We start from the raw sequence: 13,596 nt of genomic DNA on the forward strand, positions 1-13,596 counted from the left end.
GCACGGCATGGGCCACCGCCTCCCGCGCGATCTCCAGAAGCGTCTGTCGATCCTCTTCCCCCAGCGGGGGATCCGGCGCGCGGGCGAAGCGGATGGCCGCGTAGCCCACCACGTGATCCTTCCGCCTGTAGGGGACATCGCTGGAGTTGGCGTATTTCAGCAGGCTGGCGTGGACCGCGCCGGTGCGCCGGGCGTAGGCCATGGCGGTGCGCACGGGCCCCTCGCCGCACATCAGCGTCGCCAGCCCGGGGATCCGGCGGGCCATCCATTCCGCAATGGTGTGACGGAGCAGATCGTCGTCTAGGGAGAGGATGGCGCCGATGGCGTTGAGATCCACCTGGCGGGCGTGCTCATCCCGCGGGTAGTGGGAGAGATCGCTGCTGGCGATGACGATCGCGCGACGCCCCGCGAGGGCCCGGGCCAGGGCCTCCGCCAGGGCTTCGATGTTCTCCAGAGAAGGCTCCCCGATCATCACCGGGACGAAGCGGAGGTCCGGGAACAGGCGCTGGAGGAAGGGGAGCTCGACCTCGATCGAATGCTCCTCAAGGTGCACCTCGGGGACGAAACGGAGGGGCGGGCCGGCGGCCAGCAGGGCATGGGCCAGCTCCTCATCGATGGGGATCTCCCCCAGAGGGGTCCGCCACGCCCCCCGGGCCCAGACGGAGATCTCGTGGAAAAAGGGCTCCACGTGATTGGTGCCCAGAACCACCACCGCATCGTAGGATCGGCCCGCGAGCTGTTTGAATCCCCACGCGGCCACATGGCCCGAGTAAATGTAGCCGGCGTGGGGGACGATCAGGGCCGCGGGCTCCGGGTCGTAGCGCGGAGCCTCCGCGAGCAGGCGATCCACCATCTCGGCCAGCGCCTCTGGATCCGCCGGATAGAAGGCTCCCGCCACCGCGGGTTCCCGGATCTCCATCTTCCCGCGCGTCATGTCCGTTCCTTTCCTGGCCCAGACAAGCTCACCGGGAAGCCGGTGCGTTCAGGGCTCCCCCTTCGCGGGGGCCCTTTACATGATCGCGATCTCCCAATCCACCACCATCACATCCGGCCGATTGGTTTCGATCCAGCGGACCGCGCTTTCCAGGATCGCGTGGGTGTGCCCGGCATCCGTGGAGATCGTCGCCAGGCCCAGGCGAGCCGACTGGGGGAAGTCCTGATGGTCGATCTCAGCGGCCGCCACGTTGAAGGCCTGACGCAGATGGGCGATCAGGGACTTCATCACGCTGCGCTTGTCCTTCAGGGACAGCGCGCCCGGCAGATGCAGATCCACCATGCACGTGCCGACGACCATGAGACATATCCTCAAAAGAGTTCAGCGGACCGGACCCCCGCCTGCCGGAGAACGCTGAGGCGCTCCCGCCATTCCGGGATCCGGCGTCGCTCCTCGGGGGTCAGAGCCCCGGGCTGCGCCTCGATGGCGAGGAGGCGCCGGAACGCCGCCACGATCGCCGCGGCCGCCTCTTCGAAGGTCACGGGACGGCCGGCGGCCTCCCGAAGGGTGATGGCCCGGCGTCGAAGCCGCTCGGGGTCCGGCCCGTTCCTGAGATAGGCCGCGATCGCGCCGGGATCCCCTTCCAGAGGAAGCGAGCCGTGCTGAAGGACCACGCCGCGGTGACGCCACTGGGCGCTTCCCATGATCTTCCGCCCGCCGATCGTTACCTCGTAATCCGTCGGCGTCTCAAAACAGACAAAGCCATCCCCCCGGGCGGCCGGATCGAGGCGGGGAGCTAAGGCGACCCCCGAGATCCCCAGATCGCGCAGGGCCTGAACGAAAGCCTCCGCGAACCGGCGGAACGTCTCCAGCACCCCGCCCGCCGCGCGGGGGTCCGTCTCGGGGAAGACGAGGCTATAGGTCAGCTCCCCCGCGTGAAGGATCGCCCGTCCGCCGGTGGGCCGCCGGACCACCTCCACGCCATCCATCCGGCAGCGGGTGAGATCCACTTCATCGACCGGCTGGCGACGCCCCAGGCTCAGGCAGGGCGGATCCCAGCGATAGAACCGCAGGGTGGGCGGCGCCTCGCCCTCCGCCACCGCCTCCACGATCGCCACATCGATGGCCATGTTTGTCGCCCCATCCGCGGGGGGCGACCAGAGCAGGCGCCAGCAGGCAGTAGGGAAGCTCACGGTCGGGACAGGCGATCCTGCAACCATTCGATGAGGATCTCCTCCAGCTCCTGACGGCACTCTTCGAGGGTCCGCCCCGTGGCGTAGACCTCCGGGTAAACCTCGATCTCCCCATAGTAAGTGCCATCTTCCAGCTGGCGGTAACGCGCCCTCTCCATGGCTGCTTCAACCAGCGCAGAAAACATCGAGTGTCTCCCGGATCATGAAGATCTCATATCCATTTTAACGCACCCATCCGTTTCCCTCCGCAACAGAGCTCCCGATGTTCATCCTCTCCCGGCGTCCTGCTCAGCCCCGTAACTCCGTCATCTTCCTCTGAACCCGGGTTGCCCGATCTCCACGGGATCCAGCACGCCATGCACTAAAATACGAAGAGCAACTCCCCTGCCGGAGGTGCGGATGCGCGCTTGCGCGACCTTCTCCATCGTCGCCTTCGATCCTGCCCGCCAGGAGTGGGGCGTGGCCGTGGCTTCCAAGTTCCTGGCGGCCGGAGCGGTGGTGCCCTGGGCCCGGGCCGGCGCTGGGGCCGTCGCCACACAGTCCTACGCCAACACCCGCTTTGGGCCAGAGGGGCTCGCGCGGATGGCCCAGGGGCTCTCCGCCGAGGAGACGCTGGCCGCCCTCCTGGCGGAAGATCCCGAGCGGGAGAAGCGTCAGGTGGGCCTGGTGGACCGTCAGGGGCGTGCCGCGGCCTTCACCGGCTCCGAGTGCCTGCCATGGGCTGGCCATCGGATCGGCGAGGGGTTCTGCTGTCAGGGGAACCTGCTGGTGGATGAACGCACCCTGGAGGCGATGGCCGAGGCCTTCGTGAACGCTTCCGGGGAGCTCGCCGATCGCCTGGTGGCCGCCCTGCTGGCCGGAGACCGCGCCGGCGGCGACCGGCGCGGCCGCCAGTCCGCCGCCATCCTGGTGGTCCGCGAGGGGGGCGGCTACGGCGGCTTCAACGATCGCTACATGGATCTGCGCGTCGATGATGACCCGGACCCGGTGGTGAAGCTGAGGGATCTGGTGGAGCTGCATCATCTCTATTTCGGGACCCCTCGGCCGGAAGACCTCCTCCCTATCGACGAGGCCCTGGCCCGGGAGATCCAGCGTTTGCTGCGACACACCGGCCACTATTCCGGCGAGATCACAGGGGTTTACGATGAAGCCACACGGCGCGCCCTGGAAACCCTGTTCGGGATCGAGAACCTGGAGGAACGCTGGCAGCCGGGGGATCGCATCGATCGGGTGGCCTGGGAATTCCTCCGCCGCCGGTTCGGCATGGGATAAGATCCCGGTTCACGTCCAGAATAGGGGTGGGTCGCCTCCGGCGACCCACCCGGTCTCGAGGGGCAATCCGCGGCGTGGCTCCATGCCCCTTCGCCAAGAAGCGAGCAAGATCGGCAGCGGCCTCATTGTGTGGGATCTTCAGAACGGCTCCCCAGCAGGAACCCGCACAGGCGCAACGGGAGCGGGCACGTGCCTCCTGTGGGCCGCCAGATAGGCGTTTACCACCAGATCCATCAGACCGCTCACCCGCACGCCCAGGCCGTAATACTCACTCAGATCCCCCAGCTGCAGACGGCAGTTATCGCATGAAGCCACCACAACCCGGGCGCCCGTCTGGCGGATCTGCTCCACCTTGCGGCGCCCGGCCCGCATGCGCTTCTCATACCACTCGGGAACCGCCACCAGGCCGGCCCCGCCGCCGCAACAGAAGTTCTCCGCCCGGTTGGGGGTCATCTCCCGGAAATCCTGAACGACCGCCCGCAGGATGATCCGGGGCTCCTCCAACAGGCCGCCGTTCCGACCCAGGTTACAGGAATCGTGATACGTGACCGGCTCCGGGTTCGCCGATGGATCCAGCGGCAGGCGGCCCTGCTGGATCCACTCCGCTGCCGCCTCGATGATGCTGCGGACGCGGAAGGGGAAATCCTCGAACCAGTTCGGCGCCTCCCAGCGCAGAACCGTATACGCGTGGCCGCACTCGGCCAGGATGATCTCCTTCACGCCCAGCCGTCGCGCTTCATTCACAATTCGCTGAGCGATCGCCCGGGCGCGCTGGATATCGGCCAGGAAGTATCCATAATTGGCCGCCTCGAACATGCTCAGGGTCCAGTTCGCCCCGACCGCGTGGAAGAGGATCGCCGCCGGCAGGATGGTATGGGCACCGGAGAGGGCGACATACAGGATCTCCGCCCCTGCCTTCTCCACCGGGATGCGGGCATCCGGATCGCCGGTTTGCTCCTGCAGCTCCCGTTCCAGATCGCGGATCTGATCGATATAGAACTCCCGGAAGAACTCCAGGTTCTCCTCCCGGGCGATCGCCGCGTCGGCGAGCTGCATGAGCATCTCGGGGGCCTTTCCGGCGGCCGTCAGCATGGCACGAGCTGCCCGCATGATGAGCGCCGTATCCACCCCCATCGGGCAGTTCATTGTGCAGCGCCGGCAGAGGGTGCATGCGCCGAAGGCGATCTCTGCCAGTTCCTCCAGATCGGCCTCAGTCAGATCCTTCGCCCCCACCCACCATGGGAACCAACGGCCGATGGGGTCATGAAGACGCCGGTAGAAGCGACGGACCGCCTCGGCCTTGGCCGCGGGGGCGTGGCGAAAATCGGGCTCGGCAGCGAACACGTGGCACGATTCCGCGCAGATCCCACAGCGCGCGCAGACCTCCAGAGCGGTCAGCAGCCGCCGGTCCAAGGACCGCTCAAAAACGGCCAACGCTCGCTGCACACGCTCGCTCATTCGGGTCCTCCTATCCCAGCACCGCTCGTCGGCCATAGAAGAGGCCGAAGAAGAACCGGGAGAAAAAGAAATAGAGGCAGTGCCGGATCTTGGTAAGGGGGATAGCGATCAGGGTCAGCGCAGACAGGGCGTAGAACGCCCCCGTCCAGCGCGGATCCGCCCAGAACGCCATGCCTGCCGCCTGCCATACCGTCACCAGGGCCACCGCGGCATAGTCATCCGGGTGGCTGAGGGCCCGGAGCCGCTCATCGAAGATCCGCATCATGATCCCGATCAGGCCGCCTGCGGCTCCAATCCCGGTGAGAACCAGGCCGGCCGGGGCGATCGAGGCCGGGAGGGAGAGCCGCCAGGGGCTGATCGCCAGCGTGGCCAGCGTGGCGAAGATCCCAAGGTGGAAGAGCACTCCCCGCAGATAGGGGAGAAGATGTCGTCGGGTGCTCTCCTTCGCCCAGGGCATCATGCCCCAGGTGAACGCGTAGACGACGCCCCGCCATGCGGGGCCCCGGGGCGGGGCCCGATCCGGCCGGTAGGGACGGGCCAGCAACCCGTAAAGCCGCCAGCCCAGCCCCCCGATGCCCAGGCCCAGCGCAATGAGGACGATCCATCCCCACAGCGCGGTCGTGCTCATTTCAGCCTCCGCACCACGAAGCGAATGACCTTGTCCTGCTTCTCCATGGTCACCAGTTCGTTGCCCGTGCTCCGGCACCACGCCGGGATGTCGGCCATCACCCCCGGATCCGTCGCGTAGGCCTCGATGATCCCTCCGATGGGAACATTCTTGATGGCCTGGTTGATCTTCACCACCGGCATCGGGCACAGCAAACCTTTGAGGTCCAGGGTGAGGTCAGCTTTCACCTCCATCACGCACCTCCTGAAGAGGGATCCGGCTCTTTCGGGATGTAAGGAAACCGTCCATGGTTAGGGGGCTGTCGAGGCCAGCCCCTCAACCCCGCCCACCCCAGAGAAGGGAGAGCGTGCGCGCCAGAGGTTTCAGATGAACAGCGTGATCTTCGAACGCGAAGCCTCCTCTAGGAATGTAGCTACGCCCACCACATCCTGGACCTCGTCGATCAGATCCTCCCGACGGATCTCCATCACCTCCATGCTCATCTGGCAGGCCAGCATGCGGACCCCGAGCTCGGCGGCCAGCTGGCGCAGCTCCGGCAACGACGTCACGTTGTGCGCTTTCATCATCTTCTTGAACATCCATCGGCCCAGGCCCCCGAAGTTCATCTTGCTGGGCCCCACCCCGTTGATGTCTTTCAGGAAAACGCCCAGCATCCGGCCGAACAGGCTGCGCCCCGTGGGGGTCTGTTTCTTGATGGCCTGCAGACCCCAGAAGGTAAAGAACATCGTGACGTCCATTCCGGAGGCCGCCGCGCCCGTGGCGATGATGAACGCGGCCATCAAGCGATCCATGTCGCCGCTGAACACGACCATGGAAAGCCGATTCGGAACCTCCCGCTCCGAATGCATCGCGGCCGCCTCTGCGACCTGTTCCAGAGCCATCGAGACCTCCTCCCAGGGTTAGCCAGCCATGCGCTGGTAAAGATGGATTCGATCCATCAGGACCGCCCGCATCAGATCCAGCGCCTGGATCACCCGGTGATCCGCCAGGGCGTATTCCACCATCCCGCCCCGGCGGGTGGGGATCACCAGACCTTTGGAGGCCAGCACCCGGAGGTGACGGGCCACCGTGGACTGGGGAAGGCCCAGTGCCCGGGCCAGCGCCGTTCCGGTTTGAGGTCCGTCTGCCAGTTCGTAGAGGATCAGGATCCGCGTGGGGTCCGCCAGCCCGGCACAGATCTCGGCATGAAGCTGGTGGATCTCCTGTCGCGTCGGTCGCTCCATACCTTCTCTTCCTCCGGTTAACAGGATAACCGGAAAGCCGCCCGACGGGTTGCGGATTTCGTCACAATTTCTCGTGCATAAAATCACAGCGTCGCCTCATTTTGGATTATCGGGGATATCGAAAATCGGGCGGGCTTTTTGCCCCATGGATTTTTGGAGATGCGGGGGGACTTGCCGGGCTCTCAGGCCTCCACTATAATTCCGTATAGGCCCTGGCCCTTCAACCTCAAGCAGGAGGAGAGGAGGCTTCCATGTCAAAAAAAACACAGAGCCTGTTGCTGATCCCGGTTGTCCTCTCTTTGTTGCTGGCTGCCTGCGCGCAGCCGGCCGGACCAGCTCCCACCCAACCGGCCAAGAAAGCTTTCCGGGTCGGCCTGGTGACGGATGTCGGGAAGATCGATGACAAATCCTTCAACCAGGGCACCTGGGAAGGTGTCCAGAAAGCGGTGAAGGAGCTGGGCGCGGAGGCGAAATATATCGAGACCCAGGATCCCAACGACTATATGAAGAATATCGCCCAGTTCGCCGACGCCGGCTTTGATGTGATCGTCACTGTCGGGTTCGCCCTCGGAGAGGCCACCCGCGAGGCAGCCAAGAAGTATCCCAACGTCAAATTCATCGGCGTGGATCAGTTCCAGGAGACTCCCATTCCGAATGTGGCCGGGTTGATCTTCGAGGAAGATAAGGCCGGTTTCATGGCCGGGGCCCTGGCCGCCATGATGAGCAAGACAGGCAAGATCGGCGCCGTGCTGGGCACGGACGCCGTGCCGCCCGTCTGGCGGTTCGGCGAGGGTTACCGAGCTGGTGCCAAGTATGCCCGCCCGAACGTCGAGGTGCTGGTGGTCTATCACAACGACGTGGGGCTGGACAAGACCTTCACCGACCCCGAATGGGGGAAGTCCACCGCCCTCTCCCTGGTGGATAAGGGCGTGGATGTGATCTTCGGGGGGGGCGGCAAGACCGGAAATGGCGCCCTGATCGGCTGCGCGGAGACCAAGAAGTGTCTGGCCATCGGCGTGGACGTCGATCAGTATTACACGGTCCCCGAAGCCAAGAGCGTCCTGCTCACCAGCGCGATGAAGGATCTCACCGAGGGGACCTTCAATCTGATCAAGGCGGCTTACGAAGGGAAGTGGCAGGGCGGAAACGTCATCGGGCCAGTCCGCCTGGCGCCCTTCCATGATCTCGAGAGCCAGGTGCCCCAGGAGGTCCGCCAGAAGCTGGCGGAGATTGAGAAAGGGCTGAAGGACGGCACAATCAAGACCAACGTTCCGCCGGCGAAGCCGCAGTGAGCTGCGGGGCGATCCGCTGGGCCAGGGCATCATCGGGGCGGGAGATCATTTCCCGCCCCGATTTTTATTCGGGCTTGTATCTTCTCCTTGTATGATCATCCGCAGGTGGGCGGCAGCCCGATTTCCCCTCCCCGAAACGGGGAGGGGGTTTCTTAGGCGCCCCCTTCCCTCGTAGGAAAGGGGGCCGGGGGTTAGGTCCGAGGACCTCCTCCCCGGATGGGGGCAGACGCGCTTCCCTCGGGGCTTTGAACCGGTATAATCTCTATGGGTGAGGGGGCGGTTGGCCTCTGGTGAGGCCCCCGGTCTTCAAAACCGGTGTCGGGTCGCGGGACGGCCCGGGGTGGGTTCGATTCCCATCCGCTCCCGTCTGGAGGAGTCGGGATGCCTCACATCCCAGCCCTTCGGACCCCTACCCTGGAGGCTGAAGGCCATGCGCGCTATCCGCATTCACCAATTCGGTGGTCCCGAGGTCCTTCAGGTCGATGAAATCCCCACCCCTACCCCCGGCCCCGGCCAGGTGCTGGTCCGATTGCGCGCCATTGGGGTGAATTTCATCGACACCTATCACCGAACCGGCCTTTACCGGATCTCCCTCCCCTTCATCCCCGGCCAGGAAGGAGCAGGCGAGGTGGCCGCGGTAGGTCCGGGGGTCACCGAGTTCCGGGAAGGCGATCGGGTCGCTTACGCCGGCGTCTCCGGATCCTATGCGGAATACATCGTCGTCCCTGCGGAACGCCTCGTGAAACTTCCCCCAGCGATCGATTTCCCTCAGGCCGCCGCCGTCCTGCTGCAGGGGATCACGGCCCAGTTCCTGACCCAGAGCACCTATCCCCTGAAACCGGGCGAGACATGTCTCATCCACGCCGCCGCCGGCGGGGTGGGGACGCTGCTGGTTCAGATGGCCAAGCGCCGGGGCGCCCGGGTGATCGGCACCGTCTCCTCTCCCACCAAAGCCGATATCGTCCGCTCCCTGGGGGCCGACGCAGTCATCGTCTACACCGAACAGGATTTCGAAGCGGAGGTCAAACGCCTCACGGACGGCCGCGGAGTTGATGTCGTTTACGATTCGGTGGGCAAAGACACCTTCGAGAAGAGCCTGAACTGTCTCCGGCCGCGGGGTTATATGGTGCTCTTCGGACAATCCAGCGGCCCTGTTCCCCCGATGGACCCGCAGATCCTGAACCAGAAAGGCTCGCTCTTTCTGACCCGGCCCTCCATGTGGCATTATCTGCTCACCCGCGAGGAACTGCTCTGGCGGGCTGGAGAGGTGCTCCATCTGGTGGCCACAGGACAGTTGAAGGTCTTCATCGACTCCACGTTCCCGCTGGAACAGGCGGCGGACGCCCATCGCCGGCTGGCCTCCCGCCAGACCGTGGGCAAGGTGCTCTTGATCCCATAGAACTTGTACGGCCGGGCACGAAGGGGGAAGACGGGGATCGCCCCTCCCTCTTTCCCCCTTCCCAGGGCCTTTGAGCCACGAAGATGGGGAGATCCGCTGTGGAACTCCTGTAAAGAAAAAAGAGGGGGGCGGGTCGCCTTCAGAGGGCCCGCCCCTCGGGAGCGCTCCACAGAAAAACCATTATCATCGAATGGGATAATTGTCTTCATTCCTTATTTGGTAAGGAGAAGGATGCTCATCTTCACAGACCCCTCCGGCATCCACTGGCCCACCGGGATGGCCCTGGAAGCGACCGATGGATCTACGTGGCTTCCTTCCGCATGGCGCATGATCGGGGAATCCTCCACCGCCGGGCAGGATCTCCATGGGGCGTTTCAGGAACAGCAGGAGATCCTTCAGGCGGACGGATGGGAAGCGGTGCGGATCATGCGTCGTTACGCGGGGGCCACAGGGGTTCGGTTGCAGATCCGCCGAACCGGGAAGTCCCCTGTTTCGCTGCGCCGCATGGTGGTTCTAACCGGCGATCTCCAGGCTCCCCTCCCCCCTCCCCGCTGGCGGTTCTATCAGAACGGATTCCACTCCTGGAGCTTCAGCGGGACCACCCCCGCGGCCGCCTCAGACTCCGGTACACGATGGGGACCTCTGGGCGCGCCGATGACCTTCGATGTCGCCCTCCCCCCGGGACCTCGAGGGGTCCGCCGGAGCGATCTGGTGGCTGCCCTGATCATCGGCGAGCGCGCGCTCATCCTCGGCCAGATCACCACGGCAGACCAGTTCGTGAAGATCGAGCTGGATCTGCGAGGCGCTCCCCGGCTCCGCGTTTACGCCGAGCTGGATGGGATCCCGATCGGCCCGGATGAGGAGATCGCCTCGGAGTGGATCTGGGTGGAATGGCGGGACGCCACGGACCCGGACCCGTTCGGGGGCTATGCGGAGGCGGTCGCCCGCGAGATGCGCCCCCGGGCGCGGGCGCAGGCGCCCTCCGGCTGGTGCTCCTGGTATTTTTACTACACCGGCGTGCAGGCGAAGGATATCCTGGAGAATCTGAAAGCGTTGATTGAGCATCGCGATCGACTTCCTGTAGATCTGATCCAGATCGACGATGGGTTCCAGGCAGCGGTAGGGGATTGGACGCAGTTCAGCCCTCGCTTCCCGGAGGGAGTGGCTTCGCTGGCCCATGCGATCCAGGAGGCTGGCTTCACCCCGGGGCTGTGGCTGGCCCCCTTTCTCGCCTGGCCGGAGGCCCGGGTCGCCCGGGAGCATCCGGACTGGTTGTTGCGGGATGCCCGGGGACGGCCGGTCTCCGCGGGCTTCAACTGGTATCGCTGGCTTCGCGCTCTGGATCCCACCCATCCAGGCGTCGAGGAATGGCTCCGGGAGCTCATCCATACGGTGGTCCACCGTTGGGGGTTTCCCTATCTCAAGCTGGACTTCCTGTATGCGGCCGCGCTGCCTGGGCGTCGCTATGATCCCAGAGCCACGCGGGCCCAGGCCCTCCGGCGGGGCCTGCAGGCCATCCGGGAGGCCGCTGGCAAGGAGGCCTTCCTGCTGGGATGCGGATGCCCCCTGGGCCCGGCCATCGGTCTGGTCGACGGCATGCGGATCGGGCCGGATGTCGCCCCCCACTGGGCGCCCCGTATGTTTGGCCTGAGCTTCCCTTTCCAGCGCGAACGCAGCCTCCCCGCCGTTCGCAACGCTGTCCGCAACACGCTCACGCGGGCCTGGATGCATCGCCGCTGGTGGTGGAACGATCCCGATTGCCTGCTGTTGCGTTCGGAATCCACGCTCCTTTCCGAAGAGGAAATCCACCTGCTGATCACCGCCATCGCGATGAGCGGCGGGATGGTGATCGACAGCGATCCGGTCTTCAAACTGAAGGAAAATCGCCGGACATGGTGGTCTGCCATGCTCCCCCCTCACGGGCAGCGGCCGCAGGTGATCGATCTGCTGGAGCGGGAGTTCCCCCGGGTCCTCCTCCTGCGCCGGGAACTCGCCGGGGCGCCGATGGTATGGATCGGCCTGCTGAACCCGGAAGATCATCCGTGGCTAACGGAGATCCCCCTCCAGGCCCTGGGGCTCCCGGAGGCCGTGTGGGGGTTCGAGTTCTGGTCCCGGATAGCGCAGCGGCTGGAGGGGCGGCTTTCCATCGCGTTGCCTCCGCACAGCGCGGCCCTCTGGACCCTGCGGCCCATCCAGCCGGGATTCCAGTGGATTGGATCCACCCTCCGTCTGCCGCCGGGGGAAGAGATCATCGGGCTGGAGGAGGGAGAGGAAGGGGGATACTGGGAGCTCCTCCGGAGGCCATGGACCGAGGGAGAGATGTGGATCTACAGCCCGACGTCGGATTTCGACCTGCGCTGGGAAGGACAGCCGATGATGGCAGCCGCGGCAGGGCCCGGATTGTATCGCGTGGCGGTCGCCTTTCAGGGCCGGGGGCGCCTGGAGGCGCGGAGGGTTCGGCCGCATAATGGCATCTGATCGGAGAACTTCCCCATTCGTGAACCAGGAGAGCGCATCGATGCAGTGGAACCGGCAGAGCCCATGGACGATCGTGGTGATGGAAGGGGATCAGACGGGGCAGGAGCTCCTGGAGGAAGCGCTGCGGGTGCTGGATCCAGGGGTCGTCCGCGTTCCCCTGCGGTTTCTCCGGTTCGACCTGAGCCTGGAAAACCGGCGGCGCACCCGCAACGGGGTGGTGATCGAAGCGGCGGAGGCCATGAAGGAGACGGGGCTGGGCCTGAAGGCTGCCACCATCACGCCGGAGGATCCTTCCGATGTGGGCAGCCCCAACGCCCTCCTTCGGGAGCACATCGATGGGAAAGTGATCCTCCGGGTTGGCCGCCGCATCCCGGGGGTGCGGCCGATCGGCGGGGTAGTGGGGCCGGTGGCCATCGTGCGCATGGCGGTGGAGGACGCCTACAACGCGCGGGAATGGCGGGAAGGCGAAGGGCTGGAGGAGGTCGCCTATCGACTGGATCGCATCACCCGCGGGACATGCCGGGCGGTGGCCGAGTTCGCCTTCTGGTATGCCCGGCGCATCGGAGCGAAGGTTTTCGGGGGGCCCAAGTGGACGGTGAGCCGGGTATATGAGGGGATGTTCAAGGAGGAGCTGGATGCGGCGGCCCGTCGCTACCCGGACGTGCGCTACGAGCCCCAGCTGATCGATGCCACGCTGGCTCTCCTGTTCACTCGGGCGGCCGAGCCGCTCGTGATCCCATGCCTCAACCGCGACGGGGATCTGCTCAGCGATCTGATCCTCCAGATGTTCGGCTCCATCGCGGGGAGCGAGTCGCTGCTGCTTTCCTTCGACGATCGCCTCCAGATCCGGGTTGTGATGGCGGAAGCCCCCCACGGCACCGCCCCCGCCCTTTACCGGAAGAACATCGCCAACCCCATGGCCATGATCCTGGCGGGAGCCGCCCTTCTTTCATTCATTGAAGACGAATCCGCCCAGCGGGCCAGCCGCGCCATCTATGAGGCGGTCTTCGAAAGCGTCTACGATGGAATCGCCACGGCAGACCTGGGCGGATCGGCGACCACCACCGAGTTCACCGATGAGGTGATCCGTCGGGTGACCCGCAAGCTGGAGATCTGGGAAGCGCTACGGCTCACCGGCAGCCCCGGCATCGGCGCGCGGGAGGCGGGATAGATCCGTTCCGCTCTCCCTTCCCACAGCCCACGGGCTGCGGGAAGGGAGATCAAAAATCGCTGGTCAATCCCCATACCCTGCGCCGGGCGCCGGTTTCACGATGATCCGTCCGCGCATGCGCGGATGGATCGCGCAGAAATATTCATAGGTCCCCGGCTGCTGAAACGTGAAGCGGAACGAATCCCCTGGGCGCAGCCGACCCGAATCGAAAACCCCGCTGGGGTAATCCGGCGTCCCGCTGGTCACCGTATGCGAGGCGGATTCCTCCTGGTTGATCCATTCCACCGTGGTCCCCACCACGACTTCCAGCTCCGCCGGCCGAAAGGCGAAGTTCTTGAGGGTGACCTGCGGGGGGCCGCTGACCGGGGTAGGCGAGACCGTCCGCCTCGGAGCCGGCGTCGGGGGCCGGGAGGTCGGGGTGGCAGGTGCCGCCGGCGCCGCACAGGCCGTGATCCCCAGAAACAGGAACGCCCGGAAGAGCCATAACCGGCGCAGCATCTTTCGCCTCCTTTCCCTGCGAGCGGTGTCAACCCTGAAGAAGATACGCA

Annotated in this window: 15 protein-coding genes and 1 tRNA gene; 6 read left to right on the forward strand and 10 right to left on the reverse strand. The window is 65.5% G+C overall.

The annotated features are described in order from the left end of the window. The 4 genes from amrB to VAE54_RS00020 all read right to left on the reverse strand — a co-directional run. Window positions 1–934: AmmeMemoRadiSam system protein B (amrB, locus tag VAE54_RS00005; protein WP_322799870.1), on the reverse strand; the 934-nt coding region annotated here is incomplete at its 3' end. 75 nt (window positions 935–1,009) lie between these two features. Continuing rightward, entirely contained in the window at window positions 1,010–1,294 is a 285-nt protein-coding gene (locus tag VAE54_RS00010) for a DUF503 domain-containing protein (protein ID WP_322799871.1), read from the reverse strand. Window positions 1,295–1,305: 11 nt separating this feature from the next. Then, window positions 1,306–2,154 (reverse strand): lipoate--protein ligase family protein, encoded by an 849-nt coding sequence (locus tag VAE54_RS00015; protein WP_322799872.1) that lies wholly within the window; start codon window positions 2,152–2,154, stop codon window positions 1,306–1,308. Next, window positions 2,124–2,312 (reverse strand): type II toxin-antitoxin system HicB family antitoxin, encoded by a 189-nt coding sequence (locus tag VAE54_RS00020; RefSeq protein WP_322799873.1) that lies wholly within the window; start codon window positions 2,310–2,312, stop codon window positions 2,124–2,126. The genes VAE54_RS00015 and VAE54_RS00020 overlap by 31 nt, the downstream gene beginning before the upstream one ends. 214 nt (window positions 2,313–2,526) lie before the next feature. Between VAE54_RS00020 and VAE54_RS00025 the strand changes: the two genes are divergently transcribed. Further along, the gene (locus VAE54_RS00025) at window positions 2,527–3,399 is read left to right on the forward strand and encodes a DUF1028 domain-containing protein (protein ID WP_322799874.1); all 873 of its coding nucleotides are present in this window, start codon (window positions 2,527–2,529) and stop codon (window positions 3,397–3,399) included. A gap of 138 nt (window positions 3,400–3,537) precedes the next feature. Here VAE54_RS00025 and VAE54_RS00030 read toward each other — a convergent pair whose 3' ends face one another. The 5 genes from VAE54_RS00030 to VAE54_RS00050 form a co-directional block, all read right to left on the reverse strand. Continuing rightward, window positions 3,538–4,857, reverse strand: coding sequence for a (Fe-S)-binding protein (locus VAE54_RS00030; protein ID WP_322799875.1), 1,320 nt, complete (start codon window positions 4,855–4,857; stop codon window positions 3,538–3,540). Between the two features lie 10 nt (window positions 4,858–4,867). After that, window positions 4,868–5,485, reverse strand: a complete 618-nt coding sequence (locus tag VAE54_RS00035) for a hypothetical protein (RefSeq protein ID WP_322799876.1) — start codon at window positions 5,483–5,485, stop codon at window positions 4,868–4,870. Continuing rightward, window positions 5,482–5,718: a sulfurtransferase TusA family protein gene (locus tag VAE54_RS00040; RefSeq protein WP_322799877.1), complete on the reverse strand. Its 237-nt coding sequence runs from the start codon at window positions 5,716–5,718 to the stop codon at window positions 5,482–5,484. The genes VAE54_RS00035 and VAE54_RS00040 overlap by 4 nt, the downstream gene beginning before the upstream one ends. A 129-nt stretch (window positions 5,719–5,847) precedes the next feature. Continuing rightward, window positions 5,848–6,366 carry a DsrE/DsrF/DrsH-like family protein gene (locus tag VAE54_RS00045; protein WP_322799878.1) on the reverse strand — a complete coding sequence of 173 codons (519 nt, stop codon included), beginning with the start codon at window positions 6,364–6,366 and terminating at the stop codon, window positions 5,848–5,850. Window positions 6,367–6,384: 18 nt separating this feature from the next. Next, the gene (locus VAE54_RS00050) at window positions 6,385–6,708 is read right to left on the reverse strand and encodes a metalloregulator ArsR/SmtB family transcription factor (RefSeq protein ID WP_322799879.1); all 324 of its coding nucleotides are present in this window, start codon (window positions 6,706–6,708) and stop codon (window positions 6,385–6,387) included. 251 nt (window positions 6,709–6,959) lie between these two features. Between VAE54_RS00050 and VAE54_RS00055 the strand changes: the two genes are divergently transcribed. The 5 genes from VAE54_RS00055 (at window position 6,960) to VAE54_RS00075 (ending at window position 13,048) form a co-directional block, all read left to right on the forward strand. Next, window positions 6,960–8,000: a BMP family ABC transporter substrate-binding protein gene (locus tag VAE54_RS00055; protein WP_322799880.1), complete on the forward strand. Its 1,041-nt coding sequence runs from the start codon at window positions 6,960–6,962 to the stop codon at window positions 7,998–8,000. Window positions 8,001–8,272: 272 nt separating this feature from the next. Next, window positions 8,273–8,366 (forward strand) — tRNA-Sec (locus tag VAE54_RS00060). Window positions 8,367–8,430: 64 nt separating this feature from the next. Beyond that, window positions 8,431–9,399: a quinone oxidoreductase gene (locus tag VAE54_RS00065; RefSeq protein WP_322799881.1), complete on the forward strand. Its 969-nt coding sequence runs from the start codon at window positions 8,431–8,433 to the stop codon at window positions 9,397–9,399. 231 nt (window positions 9,400–9,630) lie between these two features. Further along, complete coding sequence (locus VAE54_RS00070; protein WP_322799882.1) at window positions 9,631–11,877, forward strand: glycoside hydrolase family 36 protein; 2,247 nt, start codon at window positions 9,631–9,633, stop codon at window positions 11,875–11,877. Between the two features lie 40 nt (window positions 11,878–11,917). Then, a complete protein-coding gene (locus VAE54_RS00075; RefSeq protein ID WP_322799883.1) occupies window positions 11,918–13,048 on the forward strand; it encodes an isocitrate/isopropylmalate family dehydrogenase in 1,131 nt (376 codons plus the stop codon). A gap of 63 nt (window positions 13,049–13,111) precedes the next feature. Here the strand turns inward: VAE54_RS00075 and VAE54_RS00080 are convergent, their stop codons facing one another. After that, window positions 13,112–13,546 carry a cupredoxin family copper-binding protein gene (locus VAE54_RS00080; protein ID WP_322799884.1) on the reverse strand — a complete coding sequence of 145 codons (435 nt, stop codon included), beginning with the start codon at window positions 13,544–13,546 and terminating at the stop codon, window positions 13,112–13,114. Between the last annotated feature and the right edge of the window lie 50 nt (window positions 13,547–13,596).

The organism is Thermoflexus sp., assembly GCF_034432235.1.
In the GTDB taxonomy this organism is placed as follows: Bacteria; Chloroflexota; Anaerolineae; order Thermoflexales; family Thermoflexaceae; genus Thermoflexus.

Coding starts and splice junctions, on each gene's coding strand:
- VAE54_RS00010 (WP_322799871.1), bottom strand. CDS start 1,294: ATGGTCGTCGGCACGTGCATGGTGGATCTGCATCTGCCGGGCGCGCTG.
- VAE54_RS00015 (WP_322799872.1), bottom strand. CDS start 2,154: ATGGTTGCAGGATCGCCTGTCCCGACCGTGAGCTTCCCTACTGCCTGC.
- VAE54_RS00020 (WP_322799873.1), bottom strand. CDS start 2,312: ATGTTTTCTGCGCTGGTTGAAGCAGCCATGGAGAGGGCGCGTTACCGC.
- VAE54_RS00025 (WP_322799874.1), top strand. CDS start 2,527: ATGCGCGCTTGCGCGACCTTCTCCATCGTCGCCTTCGATCCTGCCCGC.
- VAE54_RS00030 (WP_322799875.1), bottom strand. CDS start 4,857: ATGAGCGAGCGTGTGCAGCGAGCGTTGGCCGTTTTTGAGCGGTCCTTG.
- VAE54_RS00035 (WP_322799876.1), bottom strand. CDS start 5,485: ATGAGCACGACCGCGCTGTGGGGATGGATCGTCCTCATTGCGCTGGGC.
- VAE54_RS00040 (WP_322799877.1), bottom strand. CDS start 5,718: ATGGAGGTGAAAGCTGACCTCACCCTGGACCTCAAAGGTTTGCTGTGC.
- VAE54_RS00045 (WP_322799878.1), bottom strand. CDS start 6,366: ATGGCTCTGGAACAGGTCGCAGAGGCGGCCGCGATGCATTCGGAGCGG.
- VAE54_RS00050 (WP_322799879.1), bottom strand. CDS start 6,708: ATGGAGCGACCGACGCGACAGGAGATCCACCAGCTTCATGCCGAGATC.
- VAE54_RS00055 (WP_322799880.1), top strand. CDS start 6,960: ATGTCAAAAAAAACACAGAGCCTGTTGCTGATCCCGGTTGTCCTCTCT.
- VAE54_RS00065 (WP_322799881.1), top strand. CDS start 8,431: ATGCGCGCTATCCGCATTCACCAATTCGGTGGTCCCGAGGTCCTTCAG.
- VAE54_RS00070 (WP_322799882.1), top strand. CDS start 9,631: ATGCTCATCTTCACAGACCCCTCCGGCATCCACTGGCCCACCGGGATG.
- VAE54_RS00075 (WP_322799883.1), top strand. CDS start 11,918: ATGCAGTGGAACCGGCAGAGCCCATGGACGATCGTGGTGATGGAAGGG.
- VAE54_RS00080 (WP_322799884.1), bottom strand. CDS start 13,546: ATGCTGCGCCGGTTATGGCTCTTCCGGGCGTTCCTGTTTCTGGGGATC.